Annotated in this window: 17 protein-coding genes; 10 read left to right on the forward strand and 7 right to left on the reverse strand. The window is 71.7% G+C overall.

Going from position 1 to position 23,366, the window contains the following annotated elements; all coding sequences use genetic code 11:
- The first annotated feature begins 68 nt into the window (after positions 1–68).
- The 3 genes from ACP4E5_RS28940 (at position 69) to ACP4E5_RS28950 (ending at position 3,345) form a co-directional block, all read left to right on the forward strand.
- On the forward strand, positions 69–1,004 hold the full coding sequence (locus ACP4E5_RS28940) for a DMT family transporter (RefSeq protein WP_425833678.1): 936 nt from the start codon (positions 69–71) through the stop codon (positions 1,002–1,004).
- Positions 1,005–1,096: 92 nt separating this feature from the next.
- Positions 1,097–2,080, forward strand: a complete 984-nt coding sequence (locus tag ACP4E5_RS28945) for an alpha/beta hydrolase (RefSeq protein WP_425833680.1) — start codon at positions 1,097–1,099, stop codon at positions 2,078–2,080.
- Between the two features lie 329 nt (positions 2,081–2,409).
- Entirely contained in the window at positions 2,410–3,345 is a 936-nt protein-coding gene (locus ACP4E5_RS28950) for an arsenic resistance protein (RefSeq protein WP_425841737.1), read from the forward strand.
- 3 nt (positions 3,346–3,348) lie between these two features.
- Here the strand turns inward: ACP4E5_RS28950 and ACP4E5_RS28955 are convergent, their stop codons facing one another.
- Positions 3,349–3,831, reverse strand: coding sequence for a GNAT family N-acetyltransferase (locus ACP4E5_RS28955; RefSeq protein WP_425833682.1), 483 nt, complete (start codon positions 3,829–3,831; stop codon positions 3,349–3,351).
- Positions 3,832–3,875: 44 nt separating this feature from the next.
- Between ACP4E5_RS28955 and ACP4E5_RS28960 the strand changes: the two genes are divergently transcribed.
- Both ACP4E5_RS28960 and alc read left to right on the forward strand, forming a co-directional pair.
- The gene (locus tag ACP4E5_RS28960; protein ID WP_425833684.1) at positions 3,876–4,790 is read left to right on the forward strand and encodes a LysR family transcriptional regulator; all 915 of its coding nucleotides are present in this window, start codon (positions 3,876–3,878) and stop codon (positions 4,788–4,790) included.
- Positions 4,791–4,885: 95 nt separating this feature from the next.
- Positions 4,886–6,016: an allantoicase gene (gene alc / locus ACP4E5_RS28965; RefSeq protein WP_425833686.1), complete on the forward strand. Its 1,131-nt coding sequence runs from the start codon at positions 4,886–4,888 to the stop codon at positions 6,014–6,016.
- A 4-nt stretch (positions 6,017–6,020) separates the two neighbouring features.
- On the opposite strand, the gene ACP4E5_RS28970 is transcribed toward alc, so the two are convergent.
- Positions 6,021–6,248, reverse strand: coding sequence for a DUF6332 family protein (locus ACP4E5_RS28970; protein ID WP_425833688.1), 228 nt, complete (start codon positions 6,246–6,248; stop codon positions 6,021–6,023).
- Positions 6,249–6,294: 46 nt separating this feature from the next.
- Complete coding sequence (gene pepN / locus ACP4E5_RS28975; RefSeq protein ID WP_425833690.1) at positions 6,295–8,868, reverse strand: aminopeptidase N; 2,574 nt, start codon at positions 8,866–8,868, stop codon at positions 6,295–6,297.
- A 132-nt stretch (positions 8,869–9,000) separates the two neighbouring features.
- Between pepN (ACP4E5_RS28975) and ACP4E5_RS28980 the strand changes: the two genes are divergently transcribed.
- On the forward strand, positions 9,001–9,513 hold the full coding sequence (locus ACP4E5_RS28980) for a DUF1203 domain-containing protein (protein WP_425833692.1): 513 nt from the start codon (positions 9,001–9,003) through the stop codon (positions 9,511–9,513).
- A gap of 68 nt (positions 9,514–9,581) precedes the next feature.
- On the opposite strand, the gene ACP4E5_RS28985 is transcribed toward ACP4E5_RS28980, so the two are convergent.
- Positions 9,582–10,601 carry an aspartate-semialdehyde dehydrogenase gene (locus ACP4E5_RS28985; protein WP_425833694.1) on the reverse strand — a complete coding sequence of 340 codons (1,020 nt, stop codon included), beginning with the start codon at positions 10,599–10,601 and terminating at the stop codon, positions 9,582–9,584.
- Positions 10,602–10,719: 118 nt separating this feature from the next.
- Here ACP4E5_RS28985 and ACP4E5_RS28990 point away from each other — a divergent pair, with 118 nt between their 5' ends.
- Both ACP4E5_RS28990 and ACP4E5_RS28995 read left to right on the forward strand, forming a co-directional pair.
- Complete coding sequence (locus ACP4E5_RS28990; protein ID WP_425833696.1) at positions 10,720–11,313, forward strand: sigma-70 family RNA polymerase sigma factor; 594 nt, start codon at positions 10,720–10,722, stop codon at positions 11,311–11,313.
- Position 11,314: 1 nt separating this feature from the next.
- Positions 11,315–11,977 (forward strand): MlaD family protein, encoded by a 663-nt coding sequence (locus tag ACP4E5_RS28995; protein WP_425833698.1) that lies wholly within the window; start codon positions 11,315–11,317, stop codon positions 11,975–11,977.
- Between the two features lie 574 nt (positions 11,978–12,551).
- On the opposite strand, the gene ACP4E5_RS29000 is transcribed toward ACP4E5_RS28995, so the two are convergent.
- A complete protein-coding gene (locus ACP4E5_RS29000; RefSeq protein WP_425833700.1) occupies positions 12,552–15,860 on the reverse strand; it encodes a S8 family serine peptidase in 3,309 nt (1,102 codons plus the stop codon).
- Between the two features lie 214 nt (positions 15,861–16,074).
- Here ACP4E5_RS29000 and ACP4E5_RS29005 point away from each other — a divergent pair, with 214 nt between their 5' ends.
- On the forward strand, positions 16,075–16,542 hold the full coding sequence (locus tag ACP4E5_RS29005; protein WP_425833702.1) for an NUDIX hydrolase: 468 nt from the start codon (positions 16,075–16,077) through the stop codon (positions 16,540–16,542).
- Between the two features lie 1,045 nt (positions 16,543–17,587).
- Positions 17,588–19,354, forward strand: coding sequence for a TIGR03767 family metallophosphoesterase (locus tag ACP4E5_RS29010; RefSeq protein WP_425833704.1), 1,767 nt, complete (start codon positions 17,588–17,590; stop codon positions 19,352–19,354).
- 15 nt (positions 19,355–19,369) lie between these two features.
- Here the strand turns inward: ACP4E5_RS29010 and ACP4E5_RS29015 are convergent, their stop codons facing one another.
- Both ACP4E5_RS29015 and pepN (ACP4E5_RS29020) read right to left on the reverse strand, forming a co-directional pair.
- Positions 19,370–20,431 (reverse strand): hypothetical protein, encoded by a 1,062-nt coding sequence (locus ACP4E5_RS29015; RefSeq protein ID WP_425833707.1) that lies wholly within the window; start codon positions 20,429–20,431, stop codon positions 19,370–19,372.
- Between the two features lie 278 nt (positions 20,432–20,709).
- The gene (gene pepN / locus ACP4E5_RS29020) at positions 20,710–23,295 is read right to left on the reverse strand and encodes an aminopeptidase N (RefSeq protein ID WP_425833709.1); all 2,586 of its coding nucleotides are present in this window, start codon (positions 23,293–23,295) and stop codon (positions 20,710–20,712) included.
- Positions 23,296–23,366: the final 71 nt, after the last annotated feature.

The raw sequence follows: 23,366 nt of genomic DNA on the forward strand, positions 1-23,366 counted from the left end.
ACGTGATGGGTGGGGCGCTGCGACGGTGACGGGACAACCGCCCCCGATACCGAAAGGCCCCGCCCCTCATGGCAGTCCTGGACCGCACCCGAACTCCCGTCGACCCGAGCGCGGCGCCCGGCCGCGCCGCCGGCGGGCTCGGTGTCGGCCTCGCGCTCGCCGCGCTCGCCACCGTCGTCTGGTCCGGCAGCTTCGTCACCTCGCGCGGGCTGCACGACAGCGTGCCGCCGATCCAGCACGCGTTCTGGCGCTGGATCATCGCGATCGTGGCGCTCGCCCCCTTCGGGATCAGGGCGGCCTGGCGCGAACGGGCGCTGATCCGGCGGCACTTGGGGTTCATCACGCTCGCCGCGCTGCTCGGCGTGACCGTCTACAACACCCTCGTCAACCAGGCCGGCATGACGACCTCCGCCGGCAACATGGGCATGATCATGGCCGCGTCGCCGGTGCTCATGGCGGTGTACGAGCGCATGGGCGGGGCGCGGCTCGGAGCCCGCCGGGTGGCCGGAACGCTGGTTGCCTGCGCGGGAGTCGTGCTCCTCGTCAGCAAGGGCTCCCTCACGCCCGACTTCGCGCCCGGTGATCTGTGGGTGGTCGCGGCGGCCGTCTGCTTCGGCTCGTACAGTGCGCTGCTGCGCCGCAGGCCGGCGGAGATCGGCGGGGTCGCGTTCCTGTTCTCGACGTTCGTGCTGGGCGCGGTGATGCTGCTGCCCGTGTACGCGGCGAGCGTGGCGGTGCAGGGCGGCTTCGAGGTGCGGGCGGGCACGGTGGGGCCGCTGCTGTACGTGGGCGTGGTGTCGTCCGCGGTCGCCTTCTTCGCGTGGAACAAGGCGATCGCCATGGTCGGCGCGGCGCGGGCGGGCGTCGTGTACTACCTGCAGCCGGTGTGCGTGGCGATGCTGTCGTACGTCGTCCTCGGGGAGTCGATGGGCTGGGCGCAGGTGGGGTGCATGGCGCTGATCCTGGGCGGGGTGGTGCTGGCGTCGGTGCGGCGCGGGCGGTGAGTTTTGCCGGACCGGCAACAATGCCGGGGGTGGGCCGGGCGTCGCGGCAGGATCGAAGGGCGACGTGAAGTTCCGCTGAGCTGGAGGAAACGATGCCCGAGCCGACCGACCTGCCCGACCCGATCCACCGCCTCGTGCCCTCCCCGGCGGGCCGCACCCACCTCGTGGAACAGGGCTCCGGGCCGCTGGTCCTGCTGCTGCACGGCTTCCCCGAGTCCTGGTACTCGTGGCGCCGCCAGCTCCCGGTGATCGAGGCCGCCGGATACCGGGCCGTCGCGATCGACGTGCGCGGGTACGGGAGGTCGTCGCGGCCCGACGACATCGCGGCGTACCGGATGCTGGAGCTCGTTGAGGACAACGTCGCCGTGGTGCGGGCCCTCGGCGAGGAGTCGGCGATCGTGATCGGGCACGACTGGGGCGCGAACATCGCCGCCACGTCGGCGCTGGTCCATCCGGACGTGTTCCGGGCGGTCGGCCTGCTGAGCGTGCCGTACGCGCCGCGGGGCGGGCCGCGGCCCAGCGAGGTGTTCGCCGGGATGGGTGGCGGCGAGGAGGAGTTCTACGTCTCGTACTTCCAGGAGCCGGGGCGGGCCGAGGCCGAGATCGAGCCGGACGTGCGGGGGTGGCTCGGCGGGATCTACGCCGCGCTGTCCGCCGACACGATGCCGGAGGGCGGCGCCGCGGATCCGCATTTCCTCAGCCGTGGCGGGCGGCTGCGGGACCGGTTCCCCGGGGAGCGTCCCGGGTGGCTGAGCGAGGCCGAACTCGACGTGTACGCCGGGGAGTTCGAGCGTACGGGGATGTGGGGTGCGCTTGCCCGGTACCGGAACATGGACCGGGACTGGGAGGAGTTGGCGGCGTACGACGGGGCGCCGATCACGCAGCCGTCCCTGTTCATCGGGGGTGGGCGGGACGCGTCCACGGTGTGGCTGCGTGAGGCCATTGAGGCGTATCCGGAGACGTTGCCGGGGTTGGTGGGGGCGTATGTGCTTGACGGGGCGGGGCACTGGTTGCAGCAGGAGCGGTCGGGGGAGGTCAACCGGTTGCTGGTGGAGTGGTTGACCACGGTTCGGTAGACCCCGCGCCGTCCTCCGGCCACGGGGCTCCGCCCCGGACCCCGCGCCTCAATCGCCGGCGGGGCTGAAAAGATCGGGGCTCCGCCCCGGACCCCGCTGCTCAATCGCCGCAGGGGCTTGAAATGCCCACCCGCCGCTGGGGCTTGAAATGCCCATCCGCCGCAGGGGGCTTGGTGGGGTCGGTGCCGCCGCCGCCTTGGGCAATCTGCCGCCTTGGGCGGCAGGGTGGGCAAGGCGGCGCCACGGTGCCGCGGGGTGATCACGGTGGGGTGGGGCCCGGGTAACGTCGGGGCGTGAGCACGTTGCGCGGGGTCCGGGTGGGCGAAGTCATGGAGCGGCGCCAGGTTCCGGTCTACCTGGGCGCGTTGGTGGCCGGAGGGCTCGTCGGGCTCGCGGCCCCCGGCGCCGGGCCCGGGATCGAGCGGGCCATCAGCCCCCTCCTCGCCGCCCTGCTCTACGTCACGTTCCTCCAGGTTCCCGCCGCGGAACTGCTGCGGTCGCTGCGCGCGGGCCGTTTCCTGGCCGCCGCGCTCACCGTCAACTTCGCCGTCGTGCCGCTCGTCGTCGCGGCCATGTTCGCGTTCCTGCCCGACGACCAGGCGGTGCGCCTCGGCGTACTGCTCGTGCTGCTCTGCCCGTGCGTGGACTACGTGATCGTCTTCAGCGGTCTCGCGGGCGCCGCGAGCCAACGGCTCCTCGCCGCCACACCCCTGCTGCTGCTCGCGCAGATGGTGCTGCTGCCCCTCTACCTCTACCTGTTCATGGGGGAGGGGCTGAGCGACGTGGTGCAGGCCGGGCCGTTCGTCGAGGCGTTCCTCACGCTCATCGTCGTGCCGCTCGCGCTCGCCTGGCTCACCCAGGCGTGGGCCGCCCGCCGGCCCGCCGGACAGCGGGTGTCCGACGCCGTGGGCGTCACGATGGTGCCGCTCATGGCCGCCACCCTGCTGACCGTCGTCGCCTCCCAGCTCCCGAAACTGGACGACAACGTCGGGGACGTGGCGCGCGTGGTGCCGTTCTACGTGCTGTTCCTGCTGGTGATGGCGTTCGCGGGGCGCGCCGTGGCCCGCCTCTACGGGCTCGACGTGCCCTCCGGCCGGGCCGTCGTCTTCACCGGCGCCACCCGCAACTCCCTCGTCGTCCTGCCCCTCGCCCTGTCCCTGCCGGACCCGCTGGCCGTCGCCGCGGTCGTGGTCGTCACGCAGACGCTGGTCGAGGTCGTCGGCATGGTGGTCTACGTGCGGGCGGTCCCGCGACTGCTTCCCTAGGCCCTACGGGCGCGTCGACAGTTCCATCAACGGGAGTACGCGGCCCGGGATCGAGCCCGACGGGATCACGCCCGCGTGCCGCGCGCCCATCGCCTCGTAGAACGGGACCGCGTTGGGGTCGGCCGCCCAGCTCACCGTGCCGAACCGGGCCTCGCGCGCCGTGTCCCGCACATGCTCGAAGAGCAGCCGGCCCACGCCGAGGCCCATCGCGTCGGGGTCCACGAACATCAGGCCCAGCTCGCCGGTCGGGGGTGCCCCTTCGAGCGTCGCCAGGCCGAGGAGCCGGGCGGTCTCCGGGTCCTCGGCGACGGTCGTGCGGCGGCGCACGACCTCGGACGGGTGCAGTGTCAGTTCGTCCACGCACGCCGCCATGAACGCCTCGTCGTACCCCCAGTGCGCCTTCGAGCGCAGCGCGAGGGCCGAGAGCCGCGCCGCCTCGTCGGGGCGGGCCGGGCGGAGGCGTGGGGAGGGTGCGGTGCGGGCCATGGGGTCAGCGTAGGGCGGCGGGGGCAGCGGATACGTTGGGCCGTATGAGCAGTGAGAAGCGAGTGCCGGGGGTCGACCGGTGGGACGTGAAGAAGCTGGTGATCCTGCGCACGCTGCGGGAGTGCGGCACCGTCACCGCCACCGCGCAGACGCTGCTCATGACGCCGTCCGCCGTGTCGCAGCAGCTCACCAACCTCGCCAAGCAGCTCGGCGTGCCGCTCCTTGAGGCGCAGGGGCGGAGGGTGCGGCTCACCGATGCCGCGCAGCTCGTACTGCGGCACGCGGAGGCCGTGTTCGCCCAACTGGAGCGCGCCGACGCCGAGTTGGCGCAGTGGATGCACGGGGAGACGGGGACGGTGCGGGTCGCCGCGTTCTCCACCGCCGTGCCCGCGCTCGTCGTGCCCGCCGTGCGGCACCTGCGCTCGGCGCACCCCGGCATCACCGTCCGGGTGCGGGAGGCGGAGGCCGGGCAGGCGTACGAGCTGCTCGCGACGGGCGACGTGGACCTCGCCCTGTCGCTGGCCGCGCACGCGCCGACCCCCCGCGACCCCAAGTTCACGCGCGTGCCGCTGCTCGCCGACCCGCTGGACGTCGCGCTGCCGGTGGGACATCCGCTGGCGGGCGAGCCGGGCCTGCGGCTCGCCGACCTCGCCGGGGAGCCGTGGATCTTCGGCGGGTCCGGGCCCTGGTCGGAGATCACGACGGCCGCGTGCGAGGCCGCCGGGTTCGTGCCGGAGCAGGCGCACAGTGCGGCCGGGTGGACCGCGATCCTCGCCATGGTCGAGGCCGGGATGGGGGTCGCGCTCGTGCCGCGGATGGCGGCGGCGCGCCGGGACGGCGTCGTGATGTGCCCGCTCGGCGCGGACCGTCCCGTACGGCATGTGGTGGCGGCCGTGCGGAAGGGCTCGGAGGAGGGGACGGCGGTGCGGCGGGTCCTGGAAGCGCTGACGGTTCAGTAGCGCGCCCCGTAATCGTTAATCGTTCAGAAGAACTGAACATGCAGGTCGAAAACTTTCGATGGACCTTCGGCTTGTCGTGGGGCGACAGTGGGCCCATGACCCAGACGACGCCCGCACCGGACCAGGACCCGCACGCCAACGACGCCGCCCCGTACGGAGGCGGCGACCCGTACGCCGACTACCGCACCTTCGGTGACGCCGACGCCTTCACCGAGCTCGTCGACCTCGCCGACCGGCGGCTCGGCGGCGGTGTGATCGCCGCGAACGACGAGTTCTTCGCGATGCGGGAGAACCTGCTGCTGCGCGAGCGCGCCGTCTTCGACCCGGAGCACTTCGGGCACAAGGGCAAGGTCATGGACGGCTGGGAGACCCGCAGGCGGAGAGGGACCGCGGACTCCCCGTTCCCGGCTCCGGAGGACCACGACTGGGCGATCGTGCGACTCGGCGCGCCCGGCGTGATCCGCGGCGTGATCGTCGACACCGCCCACTTCCGCGGCAACTACCCGCAGAAGGTCAGCATCCAGGCCACGAACGTGCCCGGCGCCCCCGGCCCCGCGGAGCTGCTCGCCGACGACGTGAAGTGGGAGGAGATCGTCCCGCGCAGCCAGGTCAAGGGCCACGCCGCGAACGCCTTCACCGTCACCAGCGAGCGCCGCTACACGCACATCCGCGTCTGCCAGCACCCCGACGGCGGCATCGCGCGCCTGCGCGTGCACGGCGAGGTCGTCCCCGATCCCGAGTGGCTCGACCTGCTCGGCACGTTCGACCTGGCCTCGGTGCTCAACGGTGGCACCTACGAGGACGCGTCCGACAAGTTCTACTCGTCGCCGACGCAGATCATCCTGCCGGGCACGTCGCGCAAGATGGACGACGGCTGGGAGAACCGGCGCCGCCGCGTCCACGGCACCAACGACTGGGTCCGCTTCCGCCTCGCGGCGCAGGGCACGATCCGCGCGGTGGAGATCGACACGGCGTACCTGAAGGGCAACTCGGCCGGCTGGATCGCCCTGAGCGGGCGCGACGGCGAGACCGGCGAGTGGTTCGAGATCATCCCCCGCACCAAGCTGGAGCCCGACACCCTGCACCGCTTCCCGCTCCCGAACGAGGCCGTGGCCACCCACGTACGCCTCGACGCGTTCCCCGACGGCGGCGTGGCCCGGATGCGCGTGCACGGCAGCCTGACGGACCAGGGTCGCAAGGCGCTCCGCGACCGCTTCACGCGGTAACGGCTCACCGCCCGAGGCGGCGCTCACGGTCGAACCGCCACAACACGTGCACGACGCGCGCGAAGCCGACGGCGCCGCCGGCCACCAACGCGTGCGGCGTGAGAGGCACCGGGAAGATCGCGACGACGAGCACCGTCACCGCGACGGCGACCGCCGTGCCGCTCACCAGCGCGAAGACGATCTCCACCGTCATCGCGTCCTTCTCCACCCGCGATTCCCGCCCGGCCCCCATGCGCCCAGTCTCACACGAGTGGGCGCACGGGGGCCGGGTTCCGCCGCTACGCGTCCGCGGCCTGCGCCTTCAGCGCGCGCTCGACGCCCGCGCGCGACTCCGAGACCAGGCGCCGCAGCGCCGCGCTCGGGTCGGCCGAGGCCAGCCACTCGTCCGTGGCGGTCAGCGTCTCCTGCGACACCTGGATCGCCGGGTACAGGCCGATCGCGATCTGCTGGGCCATCTCGTGCGAGCGGGAGTCCCAGACGGACTTCAGCGCCGCGAAGTACCGCTCCGTGTACGGCGCGAGCAGCTCGCGCTGGTCGGTCTGGACGAAGCCGCCGATCACCGCCTCCTGCACCGCGTTCGGCAGCTTGTCGGAGTCGACGACCGAGGCCCACGCCTCCGCCTTGGCCTCCGGGGTCGGCCGCGCCGCGCGGGCGCTGGCCGCGTGCCGCTCACCGGCCGCCGTCCTGTCCCGCTCGTACTCGGTAGTGATCTCCGCCTCGTCGAAACGCCCGACCGCCGCGAGCCGCTGCACGAACGCCCAGCGCAGCTCGGTGTCGACGGCGAGCCCCTCGATCGTCTGGGAGCCCTCCAACAGCGCGTCCAGCAGGTCGAGTTGCTCCGGCGTGCGGGCGCTCGCCGCGAACGCCCGCGCCCACGCCAGCTGGTGGTCGCTGCCCGCCTCGGCCGTCCGCAGGTGCGTGAGCGCGGCCTCGGTCCAGCGGGACAGGAGAGCGTCCCGGTGGGCGGGCGCCGCGTACAGGTCGATGGCGAGCTTCACCTGACGGTGCAGCGACTGCACGACGCCGATGTCGGACTCCTTGCCGACGCCGCTGAGCACCAGCTCCAGGTACGCGCTCGTCGACAGCTCCGCGTCACGCGTCATGTCCCACGCCGACGCCCAGCACAGCGCGCGCGGCAGCGAGGCCTCGAAGTCGCCGAGGTGCTGCGTGACGAAGGCCAGGGACTCCTCGTCGAGGCGGACCTTCGCGTACGACAGGTCGTCGTCGTTGAGCAGTACGACGGCGGGCCGACGCTTGCCGACGAGCTGCGGCACCTCGGTCAACTCCGTCGCCGTGACGTCGAGTTCGACGCGCTCGCCGCGCAGCAGCTTCCCCGTCTCGTCGTCGAGGTCGTAGAAGCCGATCGCGATGCGGTGCGGGCGCAGGGTCGCCTCGCCCTTGGCGCCCTCGGGCAGCGCGGGCGCCTCCTGTCGGACGGCGAACGACGTGATGACACCGTCGCCGTCGGTCTCGATCTCCGGGCGCAGGACGTTGATGCCGGCCGTCTCCAGCCACGCCTTCGACCAGGACTTCAGGTCACGGCCGCTGGTCTCCTCCAGCGCGCCGAGCAGGTCGCTCAGCCGCGTGTTCCCGAACGCGTGGCGCTTGAAGTACGCCTGCACGCCCTGGAAGAACTCGTCCATGCCGACGTACGCGACGAGCTGCTTGAGGACGGAGGCGCCCTTCGCGTACGTGATGCCGTCGAAGTTGACGAGCACGTCGTCGAGATCGCTGATGTCCGCCATGATCGGGTGCGTGGACGGCAGTTGGTCCTGCCGGTACGCCCACGTCTTCATCTGGTTGGCGAACGTCGTCCACGAGTGCGGCCACTTCGAGCCCGGCGCGTACGCCTGGCAGGCGGCCTCGGCGAACGTCGCGAACGACTCGTTCAGCCACAGGTCGTTCCACCACTCCATGGTGACGAGGTCGCCGAACCACATGTGGGCCAGCTCGTGCAGGATCGTCGCGGCCCGCACCTCGTACGCGGCGTCGGTCACCTTCGAGCGGAACACGTACTGGTCGCGGATGGTCACCGCGCCCGCGTTCTCCATCGCGCCCGCGTTGAACTCCGGCACGAACAGCTGGTCGTACTTGGCGAAGGGGTACGCGTAGTCGAACTTCTCCTGGAACCAGTCGAAGCCCTGCCGCGTCACCTCGAAGATCGCGTCCGAGTCGAGGAACTCGGCGAGCGAGGGCCGGCAGTAGATGCCGAGCGGCACGCTCTGACCGGTCTCCGGATTCTCGTACGACGAGTGGACCGAGTGATACGGGCCGACGATCAGAGCCGTGATGTACGTCGAGATGCGCGGCGTCGGCTCGAAGGCCCAGACGTCGTCCTTCGGCTCGGGCGTCGGCGAGTTGGAGATCACGGTCCAGCCGCTGGGCGCCTTCACCGTGAACCGGAAGGTGCCCTTGAGGTCCGGCTGCTCGAACGAAGCGAACACGCGCCGCGCGTCCGGCACCTCGAACTGCGTGTACAGATAGGCCTGTTCGTCGACGGGGTCGACGAAACGGTGCAGCCCCTCACCCGTGTTCGTGTACGCGCAGTCGGCGACGACCCGCAGCTCGTTCGGCCCCGCCTCCAGGTGCTTCAGCGCGATCCGCGAGTCCCGGAACACGGCGGCGACATCCAGCGACCGCCCGTTGAGCACCACTTCGTGCACGGCGTCGGCGATGAGGTCGATGAAGCTCTCGGCGCCCGCCTCCGCGCTGTCGAAGCGCACGGTGGTCGCCGACCGGAACGTGCCGCCTTCCTGCGCGCCGGAGAGGTCGAGATCGATCTCGTAGGAGTCAACGGTGAGCAGCTTGGCCCGCTGCTGCGCCTCTTCACGGGTCAGATTGGTGCCAGGCACGCGGTCATCTCCTATTAAGCGGTCTGTGTTCTCGGGTATGCGACGTTTCCGGTCATCCTTCCACGCGCGATACGCGAAGGCGATGTCCGTTTCCCGCCGGTGAACGGGCCCGCGCGGAGCGACGCTGAACCCATGACCAGGTACACCGCACTTCCCATCACAGAGGCCGCCCTCAAGGAACTCCGCACGACCGACGACGCGGGCCGCGCAATGCGGCCCTTCACCGCGACGGACGACGCATCGGTCGGCTCGCCGCTGCGCTGCTGCCTGCGCCCCGTCGCAGCGGGCGAGCGCGTCGCCCTCGTCTCGTACGCGCCCCTGCGCCGCTGGGCCGACGAGACGGGCGCGACCCCCGGCGCGTACGACGAGCAGGGCCCGGTCTTCATCCACGCCGAGGACTGCGGCGGCCCGGCGCCCGACCGGACCGGCCACCCCTTCACCCGCCCCGGCGCGCTGCGCACCCTGCGCCGCTACGACGCCCGCGGCCACATCGCGGGCGGCCGCCTCCTGGAACTCCCGGCGGACGACCCGACGGCCGCGATCGACGCGGCGCTCGACGAGGCGTTCAGCGACCCGGAGGTGGTCCTCGTGCACGTCAGGGCCGTCGAGTACGGCTGCCTGCACTTCGCCGTCCCGAGGCCCTGAAACGCGCGAGGGGCGGTCACCGGAAGCCGGTGACCGCCCCTACGGCGACGTAGCGCGCGTGAAGCCGCTTACTTGGCGGACAGTTCCTGCGCCACCAGCTCCGCGATCTGCACCGCGTTCAGCGCCGCGCCCTTGCGGAGGTTGTCGTTGGAGATGAACAGCGCCAGGCCGTTCTCCAGCGTCTCGTCGCCCCGGATACGGCCCACGTACGACGGGTCCTTGCCGGCCGCCTGGAGCGGGGTCGGGATGTCGGAGAGCTCGACGCCGTCCGCGGCCGCGAGCAGCTCCGTGGCGCGCTCCGGGCTGATCGGGCGGGCGAAGCGGGCGTTGACCTGGAGGGAGTGGCCGGAGAAGACCGGGACACGCACGCAGGTGCCGGAGACCTTCAGCTCCGGGATCTCCAGGATCTTGCGGGACTCGTTGCGGAGCTTCTGCTCCTCGTCCGTCTCGTTCAGGCCGTCGTCGACGATCGAGCCGGCCATCGGCAGCACGTTGAACGCGATGGGGCGCTTGTAGACGTTCGGCTCGGGGAAGTCGACGGCCTCGCCGTCGTGCGTCAGCTTGTCGGCCTCCGCGATCACCTTCTGCGCCTGGCCGTGCAGCTCGGCCACGCCCGCGAGGCCGGAACCCGACACCGCCTGGTACGTGGCGACGGTCAGGGCCTCCAGGCCCGCCTCCGCGTGCAGCGGCTTCAGCACCGGCATCGCGGCCATCGTCGTGCAGTTCGGGTTCGCGATGATGCCCTTGGGGCGGTTCGCGATCGCGTGCGGGTTGACCTCGGAGACGACCAGCGGGACCTCGGGGTCCTTGCGCCAGGCCGAGGAGTTGTCGATCACGACGGGGCCCTGGGCGGCGACCTTCTCGGCGAGGGCCTTGGAGGTGGCGCCACCGGCGGAGAACAGCACGATGTCGAGGCCGCTGTAGTCGGCCGTCGAGGCGTCCTCGACCGTCACACCGTCCAGCACCGTGCCCGCGCTGCGGGCCGACGCGAACAGGCGCAGCTCGTCGATCGGGAAGTCCCGCTCGACGAGGATCTTGCGCATGACCGTGCCGACCTGACCGGTGGCTCCGACGATTCCGACCTTCACAGGGTCCTCCGAGCTTTCATGTTTCCGTGCAATTCGGCCATCCGGCCTGACGGGTGCGTCCATGATGCGTCTGTCCACGCCCGCCTTGTCCAATCCATTGTCCGCGCTCCGGGACGGTATGGCACTGGCCACAGTTTCGCGTGAACGTTTCCGGCTCCCGCGGCGTCGTAGGGCGTACGCGGGGGAGGGGAGGCGCAGTGCTGCGCGGAAAACCGAGGGCCGGCCCGACGACCCCCTGGAGGCGGCCGTCGAGGACCGGGTGCGGGCCGTGCTTTCGCTCGGCGGGGTGCCGTACGCGGATCTGCCGGACGGCGTGCAGCAGGTACGGCTCCGGTTGCTGGAGCGGGCCGCGAAGGGGCAGGAGGCGCCCCGCGACGTCTCGGCCTGGGCGGCGGTCGTCGCCTCCAACCTCGCCATGGACTGGCACCGGGCGCGGCGCCGCCAGGAACGCCTCGGCGAGCGCCTCGCCTCCCTGCGCCAGGAGCACACGCGGGACGCCACGGACACCCGTGTGCTGTCGATGGCGGTGGCCCAGGGCCTCGACCAGCTCCCGGACGAGCAGCGGCAGGTGGTCGTACTCCGCTTCTACGCGGATCTGCCGGTGCGGGACATCGCGGCGGAACTGGGTGTGCCCGAGGGCACGGTCAAGAGCCGCCTGCACACGGCGGTGCGGATGCTGCGGGTGCGGCTGCGCGAAGGGGAGGTGGTGTGACATGAACGACGCTGCGTCCGAGGACCGGCTGCTGATGCTGGCCGTGACCGGGGAGCCGCTGCCGGACGACGACCCCGACGCGGCGGCGGTCGCGGCGGATGTCGCGCTGCTGCGGGAGCAGGTGCGGGGGCTCGGCGACGCGTTGGCGTCCCGCCGGGAGCCGGTGCCGTCGTCCTTGGCTCTGCCCGTACGGCGTCGGGCGGTGCGGATCGCGGTCGGGGGGCTCGTCGTGGCGTGCGCCGCCTCGGTCGTCGGGGGGCTCGTGTGGCTCGGGGTGAGCGCGCCGGGGAGCGGGGGAGACGCGGCGTCGTCCGGCAAGTCGGTGTCCTCGGCCGCGATGCGGATCGCGTGCTCGCGGGTGCTGGTGGAGGGGCGGGTGACGAGCGTCACGCCGGGGGCCGACGGTGATGTACGGGTCGTCCTCGCGGTCAAGCGCTACTACCGCCCCGAGCGGTCGGTCCGGGACCACCCCACGGTGGCGGTCACCCTCGACGGGCGGGCCCGCGAGGACCTCCGGCCCGGTACGTACGCGCTGGTCCGCACGCCGGTGCGGGCCGGGGACCCGGAGGACTGGGCGACGGGCCGTGACGTCCCCGCCGCCCGCGAGGACATCCTCCACGCCCTCCCGTCAACCCGAACCCTCAAGTGCCGGGCCCCGTCGTGAGAATGCGGGTAACCGGGGTCCCGACGAGCGGTGCCGGTGTCGACGCCGACGTCCTTGACGCGCGGCACCGTGGTGCCGCCTTGCCCACCCTGCCGCCCAAGGCGGCAGATTGCCCAAGGCGGTGGGGCGGCGGACCGTAGAGGGCGGGGAGCCGGGGGTGGCGGCAGATACCCGAGGCGGTGGCGGTACCCCGTGGGGCCGACGCCCCCGGAGGGGGCGGGTGGGTGGGAGATGGTCGGGAGGCGGTGCCCCGTCGGGACGACACACAGGGAGGGGCCAGGTGCCGCGGGCGGGGGCCGCGACCGGCGGGAGGATTTCCCGCGGCGGGTGACGGCGCCCCGTGAGGCCGACAGCCACGGAGGGGCCAGGTGGTGTGGGCTGGGGCCGCGCTCGGCGGAGAGTGGGCATAAATCAAGCCCCTGCGGCGATTGAGCAGCGGGGTCCGGGGCGGAGCCCCGTGGCGGAGGCACGCACGGGGCGAGAGCTTGACGGGGCCGGGGCGGAGCCCCGGGGTGGGGCGCGGGAGGGCGGTCACCCGCGGGTGACCGCCCCACCGTTCACGTACCGCCGGAGGTTAGGGCGTGACCTTTTCCAGTTTCACGCTGCCCGCGCCCGCAACCACCCCGCGCTCGTTCAGCAACCGCACCTGACCGAAGAACTCCCGCCCCTCGGGCGCCGGAGCCGCCGCGACGACCTGCGCGGCGACATCCGCCGACGCCCCGGTCGCCAACGACACCGGCTTCGACTCGTCGACCTTCACCGTGCCCAGCGAGGGCGCGAAGAAGACGTCGACGTAGTCGTACTCCGTCGACCCCGACGGCACCGAGTAGCCGTCGACCTGCACCGTGTACGTACCTGCGGCCGGCTTCGCGATGCTCACGGCCTCCTCGGAGTCACCGTCCGCGGAGGAGCCGACGACCTTGCCCGCCGCGTCGTAGACCGTGAGGTCGAGGTCGGCGGCCCGGTCGGAGACGTTCCCGATGCTGACGTCGAGCTTGTCGGTGCCCTCGGGAACGTCGACCGTCGACGTCTGGCCCGCGCCGTCCGCGATCGTCGGCCGCGCCGTCTTCGAGGAGCCGAGCGCGCCCCCCTTCAGCTTGCCGCCGCTGATGGCCGCGAACTTGTTCGCCACCTTCCACGAGACATCGGCGGGCGTGCCCACCTTCGCCTCGGGCAGCGTCTGGACCGCCGGGTCGAAGTCCACGCCGAGCACGCCGACGTCCAGCGTGTACGGGTTGTCGAGCAGCGGCGACGTACGCCGCGCCTCGACCTCGATCTCCCAGACGCCCGCCTGCGGCGCGTCGTACGAACGCAGGTCGGGACGGCACCCGTTGCCCGAACCGTCCCCGTAGTTCGGGTAGCAGTCCGGCGTCGACGTCGAGTCGACCGGAACGCCGTACGGGTGGATGGAGATGAACCGGGTCTGGCTCTTCGCCGCGAGCCCGCTCATGCGCACCTCGAGCGACTTCGCGCCCTGGGGCACCGTCACGAAGTACGACTTCACGCTGTTGCGCTGCACCGAACCCTTGGCGTCGAACGTGTACTTGACCGGCGACGACACGACGACCGTCGCCATGATCTGCTGGTCGACGCCCTCCGTCCTCGGGTCGTCGACGCGCAGGATCGCGCTGCGCAGCCCGGCCGAGGACGGCTTCGCCTGCACCTTCACGGTGACCGGCTTGTTCAGCGGCAGCGACACCGTGCTGGAGCCGACGATCGAGAACGTGTCACCGGAGTTGTTCTTCAGCGACAGCTTGTGCGGAACCGGCTTCGACGAGCCCGACGTACGCGTGACGGTGACCTCGTACGTCTTCTTCTGGCCCGCCTTCAGGCCGCCCTCACGGTCGTAGACGCCGGTGCCGAAGCCCGGCGTCTTCAACTGGTCGTCGAGAGCGGTGTCGACGGGCGCCTTCACCGTGTACGTCTGGGCGCTCGGCTTGTGCTCGATGGACTTCCAGGCGCCGACGATGTCGATGAGGCCCGAGCCCTCCGCGTACGCCTGCTCGCCCGGGATGTGCTTCGCGGTCGAGGTGAGCGCGGTGCGCAGCTTCGCCGGGGTCAGCGACACCTTCTGCTGCTTGGCCGCCGAGATCAGCAGCGCGCTCGCGCCCGCGGCCTGCGGGGAGGCCATCGAGGTGCCCTGGAGCATCGAGTAGCCGGCGGGAAGCGAGTAGCCGGCCTCGGCGACGGGCGAACCCGGCAGCCAGGTCTGCGTGGAGTTGATGGCGGCGCCGGGGGCCGAGATCAGCGGCGCGAAGCCGCCGTCCTCCCGCGGGCCGCGTGACGAGAACGGCATCATCGCGTACGGCTTCTCGACCTGGGAGCCGTAGTTGGAGGCCCAGGTGTCCTTCGAGATGGACGCGCCGACGGACAGTACCTTGTCGGCGAGGCCCGGGTCGCCGATGGTGTTCGCGCCGGGACCCGAGTTGCCCGCGGAGATAACGAGCTGCACGCCGTATTCGTCGATGAGGCGCGTGTAGAGCGCGGCGCGGGCGTTGGCGCCGTCGTTCAGCGCGGGGAGCCCGCCGATCGACATGTTGACGATGTCGACGCCGCGCTTCGTCACGAGGTCGATCATGCCCTCGGTGAGCGCGACGTTGGTGCAGCCGCCGGTCCAGGTGCAGGCGCGCGAGGAGACCAGCTTGGCGCCGGGAGCGGCACCGTTCATGTTCTTGTTGCCGAGCAGCCCGTTGGCCGCGGTGATGCCCGCGACGTGCGTGCCGTGCTCGGACTCGATGACGCCGATGTTGACGAAGTCGGCCTTCTTGCCGACCCAGTCGCCGCCGTACGGGTCCATGGGTACGTCCTTGCGGACCTCCACGACGAACGGCTGCCGCTCGACGACGTCGGTGGACGGGTCGTCCTTGCCGAAGTAGCCGATCTGGTAGCCGTCCTTGTACGGCTTCATCGGGGTGTCGTCGGTGAAGTCGCCGTTGTCGTTGAGGTCGACGGTCACCGTGCCCTTGGCCGCGTCGTACAGCACGCCCCACTTGTCGGTGGTGTCGCCGTCCCGGTTCGCGTCGCCCTTCGCGTCGCCGCCGGCCGTGGCGGACTCCGCGAAGGTGCTGATGCCGTACGAGCCCGAAGCGGCCTTGTACGTACGGCCGTTGTACGTGAACGTCGGCCCGCTCACCTTCGTGACCATCGGCCGCCAGGTGGCGTCCCCGTCGACGATCGGGTCGGTCGCGGTGACCCAGTCGACGATCTTGCGCTCGCCGGTGCTGGTCTTCTGGAGGGCCGGGTGGCCGAGGTCGACGCCCGAGTCGAGGATGCCGATGGTGACGCCGCGGCCGTCCGACTTCGGGTGCTGCTTCACGAAGTCCACGGCGCCCGTCTCGAAGGACGGGTTGTACGGGTTCTTGGCGGGGGTGTCCTTGCCGGGGCCGCTGTACGAACCGGTGGCCTTCTGCGCGGCGCCCTTGGTGGTGTCGGCGGACGGCGTCGGGTCGTCGAGGGCGATCTCCTGGCGCAGGTCGATGCCTTGCACGGAGTCGAGCTTCTCGGCGGACTTGATCGCGGCCTCGGCGCGTGCGGTCGGCACGGTCGCCCGGACGTAGCCGAGCTTGTCGTAGGTGCGGCCCACGGAGCCGCCCTTGACCGAGTCGAGCTGGTCGGCGACCTGTTCGGTCCTGCCGGGGGCGGTCGCGACCATCATGGTCACGTTCTTCTTGTGGTCGGCCTTGGCGTCGGCGAGCAGTTCGGCGTCGTGCGAGCCGAGCTTGTCGCTCGCGGACTTGGGGGCGGGGGCGGGGTCCGCGTCCGCCGCGAAGGCCATGGGTATCGGCCCGGTCGCGGTGAGTGCGGCCACGAGTCCCGCGGCCGCCGCGAGCCGGGCCGCGCGTCTCGCGCCGGATATGGGGGCGCGCTGGGGGTCGGTCGTCATCAGCATCCCTGTGCGTAAAAGGTGAAGGCGGTCCGGAATTCGGTGCCGGATGACCGCTCAGCTTTACGCAAGTGACCACAGTTTGGGGAGAGTTGCCCGAGCCGGGAACTCGCCATGGCGTACTTCCGCCATGCGCCATCCCGCCCAAATCGTGACGGGACCGGCAAGGCGCGTAACACCTGCACCGGAGGGCGGATGCCTCTAGCGTCAGGGGATGAACAAAGAGCTGAGGGTGGCGGCCTACGCCGTGTGCGTCAGAGAGGAGCAGGTGTTGCTCGCCCGCTGGGTCGCGGGGGACGGAAGTAAACGGTGGACGCTGCCCGGCGGGGGCATGGATCACGGTGAGGATCCCTACGACACGGTGATCCGTGAGGTCGACGAGGAGACCGGTTACGTCGTCGACCCGGTCGCCCTTCTGGGGGTCCATTCCGTGCTGCGGCGCTATCCGCGCAAGCTCGGCAAGGTCGCGGATTTCCACGGGTTGCGGCTCGTGTACGAAGGGGTGATCACGGGCGGGGCGCTGCGGCACGAGGTGGAGGGGTCCACGGACATGGCGGCGTGGCACGATCTCGCGGCGGTGCAGGACCTGCCGAGGGTGGAACTGGTCGATGTGGGCATGCACTTGTGGCGCGAGCGCCCGGCGAGCGGTCATGTGGCCCCGGGCGAGGCCCCCCACGCGTAACCCCTCCGGTGGGTTCCGCACCGTGCCCCCCACCCCGGGGCTCCGCCCCCGGCCCGTCAATCTCTCGCCCCGTGCGTGCCTCCGCCACGGGCTCCGCGAACTCTCGCCCCGTGCGTGCCTCCGCCACGGGGCTCCGCCCCGGACCCCGCTGCTCAATCGCCGCAGGGGCTTGATTTATGCCCACTCTCCGCCGATCGCGGCCCCCGCCCGCACCACTTGCCCCCTCCGTGGGTGTCGGCTTCACGGGGCGCCGTCACCCGCCGCGGGAAATCCTGCCGCCGGTCGCGGCCCCCGCCCACACCACCTGGCCTCTCCGTGGGTGTCGTCCCGACGGGGCACCGCCTCCCGCCCATCTCCCACCCACCCGCCCCCTCCGGGGGCGTCGGCCCCACGGTCCGCCGCCACCGCCTCGGGTATCTACCGCCACCCCGGCTCCCCACCCTCTACGGTCCGCCGCCACCGCCTCGGGTATCTGCCGCCTCCCCGGCTCCCCACCCACTGCGGCCCGCCGCCACCGCCCCGGGTATCTGCCGCCTCCCCGGCTCCCCACCCACTGCGGCCCGCCGCCCCACCGCCTTGGGCAATCTGCCGCCTTGGGCGGCAGGGTGGGCAAGGCGGCACCCCGGTGCAGCGCGTCAAGGCCGTCGGCGTCGGCCCCGGCACCGCTCGTCGGGACCCCGGTGCCGCACACCATCGCCGTCGGCGCCGACCCCGGCACGGCTCATCCGGCCCCCGGTGCCGCGCACCATCCGCGTCGACCCCGGTACCACTACCCGCCCCGCCGAACCGGCAGAGAGCCGCGCCGCCCCCTTCCCCGCCAGGTGAACACGGAGTGACCGCGGGGGCGTTGTCCGCCCACCCGTACGTGACGATGCGGAGTCCGTGCGACCGGGCCTAGATCCACGTACGGTGATCGGCGTTGCGCGTTGCGTCGCTGTTCACGCGCAGGTCATCCCCGCTGCCAACGATCCATTACGGAAGGGCCGTTCGACCGGACCGGCCCGGCCGTCACTGTCGACGCGATCGTACTCGGGGAGACCGCGCCATGCCGCGCATACGCTCTGTCACCAAAGCCGCCGCAGAGATCGACCGCCGCGCATTCCTGACCGCGACCGGCGCGGTGACCCTTTCGGCCGGAATCGGATACGCCCTCGGCCCCGGGGGAGAGACCCGGGCCGCCGCACACCCGGCCTCCACCCAGGTCCGGGCCATGTCCCGCAAGGCCCCGGCCGCCCCACTCGCCCCCTACACCCGCGGCACCACCCTCGCCGCGGTCGCGACCGCCCCCGCGGGCACCGGCTACCGGCGCCTCGGCGACGGACCGGCCTGGACCCGCGCCGTCCGCACCGAACTGGGCTCCGCCCGAAGTGACCGCGAGGCCAAGCGGAAGCCACTCGCCGCGTTCGTCCAGTTCACCGACCTCCACCTGGTCGACGTACAACACCCGCTGCGCTACGAGTACTTGAGGTCGCAGACCGCGAGCGCCTGGCGCCCGCAGGAGGCGCTGAGCGTGGCCGGCGCCGTCGCCCTCGTGGAGCGGGTGAACGCGCTGCGCGGCGCACCCGTCACCGCCTCGCCGCTGAGCTTCGTGATGACGACGGGTGACAACACCGACAACAACGCCCGCTCCGAACTCGACTGGTTCCTCAAGACGATGAGCGGCGGCCGCATCCGCCCCAACACCGGCGACGCCCGCCACTACGAGGGCGTCCAGAACAGCGGACTGCCCCTCTACTGGCAGCCGGACACCGCGTTCCGGGACGGCGACAAGCGGGACCACGGCTTCCCCCGCATCCCCGGCTTCCTGGACGCCGCGATCGCCGAACTGCGCAGCCCCGGCCTCAACCTCCCCTGGTACTCCACGGTCGGCAACCACGACTCGCTGCCCGGCGGCTGCTACGCGCCCGCGGACCCGTTCTTCGCCGAATTCGCGGTCGGTGAACGGAAGTTGATGGACCTCGACACCGCCACCGGCAAGGCGATCTGGGACAACGTGCAGAGCGGCGGCGACCCGAAGGGCAAGGCGTTCAAGGAGCTCCTCGTCTCGCACAAGCGGAAGATGCGCCGGGTGACGCCCGACGTGTCGCGCGCCCCGTTCACGCCGGCCGAGTACATCGCGGCCCACCTCGACCCCGCCCACATGGGGCCCGGGCCGATCGGCCACGGCTACACCCAGGCCAACCTGGCCGACGCGACGCAGCACTACGCGTTCCGGATCTCCGACGACGTCCTCGGCATCAGCCTCGACACCACGGACCCGGCCGGCCACTACGAGGGCTCGATCGGTACGTCCCAACTGGACTGGCTGAAGGGTGAGTTGAAGGGCGCCGAGCGGCGCGGCGACCACGTCCTCGTCTTCTCCCACCACACGTCGAAGACGATGCGCAACCTCCGCGAGGACCCGAACCACCCCGGCGAGAAGCGCCACGGCGGCGAGGAACTGACCGCGCTGCTCGCCGCGCACCGCCCCGTTCTCGCCTGGGTGAACGGCCACAGCCACAAGAACGACATCACGCCGCACACGGGCACCGACGGCTCCGCCGGCTTCTGGGAGATCTCCACCGCGTCCCACGTCGACTTCCCGCAGCTCGCCCGCATCATCGAGGTCGCCGACAACCAGGACGGCACGCTGTCCGTCTTCACCACCCTCATCGAGTCCTCGGCCCCGCACCGCACCGACTTCACCGACCTCACCCAGACCGGCCTGGCCGCCCTGTACCGCGAACTCTCCTTCAACGCGCCCGGCTCACGCGCCACGCTCTCCGGCACACCGGGCGACCGCAACACCGAACTCGTCCTCAAGAAGGGCTGAACCCGGCCCATCGGCTCAGCGCGGCAGGACCACGACGTACGCCGCCGGATCCCGGTCACCCGACGCCATCAACGCCGTCCGCACGATGGCGGCCTGCTGCTCGACCGACTCGCGCAGCTTCTTCGGGGAGATGTGCACGACGGTGATCCCGAGCCGCTCCAGGTGCTCGCGCTTACGGGCGTACTCGCTCCACAGCGCGTCGTCGTCCTGCCGATGCCCTTGGCGCGGCGCCCTGGTGTCCAGCTCGAGTGCGACGGAGTGGTCGGGCCAGAAGGCGTCGACGCCGCCGAGGTGCGGGCCGCCGGGCAGTCGCAGGTCCACGTTCCACACGGGGTCGGGCAGCGCGTGCTCGCGCACCATCGCGTACAGGCGGTCCTCGGCGATGGTCCGCCCCTCGGCGAGCAGCGAGTCGACGGCGTCGACGACGTGCGGCCTGGTCAGCAGCCGGGCCTGCGTCAACTCCCTTACGACGGCGGCCGGTTCGCAGTGCCCGCCCCGCACGGCCTCGGTGAGCAGCCGCCGCACGGCGCCCGCGTCGGACAGCCCGGCCACCGCGTCCGCGAGGGCCCGCGGCACGGGAGTGGCCGGAACTCCCGCCAGCTGTACGGGAGCCGGCAGTGCGGTGGTCCGGATCAGTCGCGCGAACGCGGTGGAGCGCAGCCGCCGGGTCCGCGGGACGAGCACGTCGATGTGGTCGAGCGAGGCCAGCGGGGGAGCGGCGGAGAAGCCGTGCAGCGCGAGGGCGGCGAGCCCGGTGACCATGGTGTCGGAGTACGGCGCGCGGCCGGGGGCGTGCTGCGTCGGCACGCCGTCCGGGCGTCCGCGCCGCTCGGGGGCCCGCCCCGAGTACAGCAGCACGGCGTGCAGCCGCTCCTCGTCGCTGGGCTGGCCGGGATGCAGCAAGTACACGCCTGGCAGCAACTGTTGCCAGGATCCACCGGCCCGGCACTGCTCCGATACGGCGGCGGCGCCTACGCCGTGCGCCTTCAGTTGCGCGGCACTCATCAGCTGCCGCTGGTTCCGGGCGAGGTGGCGCAGGGGGCGGGGGGAAAGCGGGGCGGGGGTGTTCTGGTTCATGACCCGGCCATTCCCGCCCCCGAACCCCCCTCTAACCGCTGTTACACCCCCGTAGAAAACTCCGGACATCCCTGCCCTAAAGCTTCCGCACCAACCTGCCGAAAGGCGCTGGCGGGCAGGGGGTTACGGCCACCAATGCCAGCATTCAGTAACACCACCCGGTCACCCCGCCGCCTTGGACGGCAGGGTGAGCAAAATCAAGCCCCTGCGGCGATTGAGCAGCGGGGTCCGGGGCGGAGCCCCGAGGCCGCAACCCCGAGGTACCGCCACCCCTCCGGCTACCGGGCAGCCGCCCCGTCACAGGCCTGCCCGCGCAGCGCCCGCGCCAAATCGTCCCGCGCCTCAAGCACCAGCCTCCGCAACGCCGGCGCCGCCTGCTCATGCCCGGCCAGCCACACATCCGTCGCGTCCAGCGTCGCCCGCGAATCCTGCAACCCGGGGAAAAGACCCCGCACCACATCCATCCCGATCTGGATCGACCGCTCTCCCCACACCCGCTCGATCACCGCGAAGTACTTCTCCGCGTACCCCGCGGTGAGCGCCCGCTGCGACGGCTGCTGGAACCCCGAAATGGTGGCCTCCACCAGCGCGTTGCTCAGCGCGTCCGACTCGACGACCTGCGCCCAGGCCTGCGCCTTCACCGCCTCCGACGGCCGCGCCGCGAGGCACCGCACCTGGTGCCGCTTGCCGGAGGCCGTGTCGTCGCGGGCCAGCTCCGCCGACAGCGCCGCCTCGTCGGCGACCCCGTACGTCGCGAGCGTCTCCAGGAACGCCCACCGCACCTCCTGGTCGACCTCAAGACCGTCGATCTTCGCGCCGCCGGAAACGTTCAACAGCCCCTGAAGCAACTGCAGATCGGCCTCGCTGGAGGCGACCGCGCCGAAGAACCGCGCCCACGTCAACTGGTGCTGGCTCCCCGGCTCCGCGATCCGCAGCTCCTTGAGCGCGCCCTCGGCGAGCAGCCGCCCACCCGTCTCGCGCCACTCGGGCGCCGCGTAGTGCACGAGCGCGGAACGCGCCCACGCGTGCAGCATCTGGAGCACCCCGATGTCGGACTCGCGCCCCGCGAACCGCAGCACCAGATCGATGAAGTCACGCGCGGGCATCAACGCGTCGCGCGTCGCGTTCCACAGCGCCGACCAGCACAGGGCCCGCGCCAGCGGGTCGGAGATGTCCCCGAGGTACGCGCGGAGCGTCTCCAGCGAACCCTCGTCGAAGCGGATCTTGCAGTACGTCAGGTCGTCGTCGTTGACCAGCACCAGCTCGGGGGCCTCGGCCCCGGCCAGCTCGCCCACGACCGTCCGCGGCCCGTCCACGTCCGCCTCGGCACGCGCGTACCGCTCGACAGCGCCACCGGCCGTGCGCCGGTACAGGCCCACGGCCACCCGGTGCGGCCGCAGCTCGGGGTGAGAAGCGGCGGCCTCCTGCACGACCGCCAGCTCGGTGATCCGCCCCTCGGCGTTCAAAGTGACCTGCGGAGTGAGGGAGTTGACCCCGGCCGTCTGGAGCCAGGACTGCGACCAGGCGGCCAGGTCGCGCCCGCTCGTCTCCTCAAGGGCGGAGAGCAGATCGCCGAGCTCGGTGTTCCCGTAGGCGTGCCGCTTGAAGTACCGCCGCGCGCCTTCCAGGAACGCGTCCCGCCCCACGTACGCCACCAACTGCTTCAGCACACTCGCGCCCTTGGCGTACGTGATGCCGTCGAAGTTGAGCTTCGCGTCCTCCAGGTCCCGGATGTCGGCGGTGATCGGGTGCGTGCTCGGCAGCTGGTCCGCCCGGTACGCCCACGACTTCCGGTTGTTGGCGAAGGTGATCCAGCCGTCCGTGAACCGCGTCGCCTCCACCATCGAGAACGCGCCCATGAAGTCCGCGAAGGACTCCTTCAGCCACAGGTCGTCCCACCAGCGCATGGTGACGAGGTCGCCGAACCACATGTGGGCCATCTCGTGCAGGATCACGTTCGCGCGCCGCTCGTAGGACGCCTGCGTGACCTTCCCGCGGAAGATGAACTCCTCGCGGAAGGTCACCATCCCCGGGTTCTCCATGGCGCCCAGGTTGTACTCGGGCACGAAGGCCTGGTCGTACTTCCCGAAGGGGTACGGGTAGTCGAAGTTGTCGTGGAAGAAGTCGAGGCCCTGCTTGGTGACGGTGAAGACGTCGTCGGCGTCGAAGTACGGGGCGAGCCCCTTGCGGCACATCGCGCCGAGCGGGACGACGAGCTTCGACCCGTCGTCGAAGACGCGCTCGTAGGAATCCGTCACGTAGTGGTACGGGCCCGCGACGACCGCCGTGATGTACGTCGAGATCGGCTTGGTCTCGGCGAACTGCCAGACGCCGTCGACGAGTTCACCCGTGCCGTTCGACCACGCGGTCCAGCCCTCGGGGGCCTGCACGCTGAACCGGTACGGCGCCTTCAGGTCGGGCTGCTCGAAGTTCGCGAAGACGCGCCGCGCGTCGGCCGGCTCGTACTGGGTGTACAGGTACACCTCGCCGTCCTCGGGGTCGACGAAGCGGTGCATGCCCTCACCCGTGCGCGAGTAGGCGCACTGGGCGTCGACGACGAGTTCGTTGTCCTCCGCCAGGCTCTCCAGCTGGATGCGGCTGCCGTCGAACACGGCCGCCGGGTCGAGGTCCTCGCCGTTCAACGACACGGCCGTCACGGACGGTGCGATCAGGTCGACGAACGTGCTCGCCCCCGCGTCGTTCGCCCGGAACCGGATCGTGGTCACGGAGCGGAAGGTGCGCGGCCCCTCGCCGGCGAAGTCGCCGACCGCGGAGCGCAGGTCGAGCGCCACCTCGTACCCGTCGACAGTCAGCAGACCCGCCCGCTCGCGGGCCTCGTCGCGGGACAGATTCTCACCGGGCACGGCGGCACTCCTTTGTGACGTAACTGTTCAGCCGCCTACGATCCTCGCACGCGGCTGTGACACCGGACATC

It is taken from the genome of Streptomyces fractus (genome assembly GCF_049844455.1).
GTDB classification, from domain to species: Bacteria; Actinomycetota; Actinomycetes; order Streptomycetales; family Streptomycetaceae; genus Streptomyces; species Streptomyces fractus.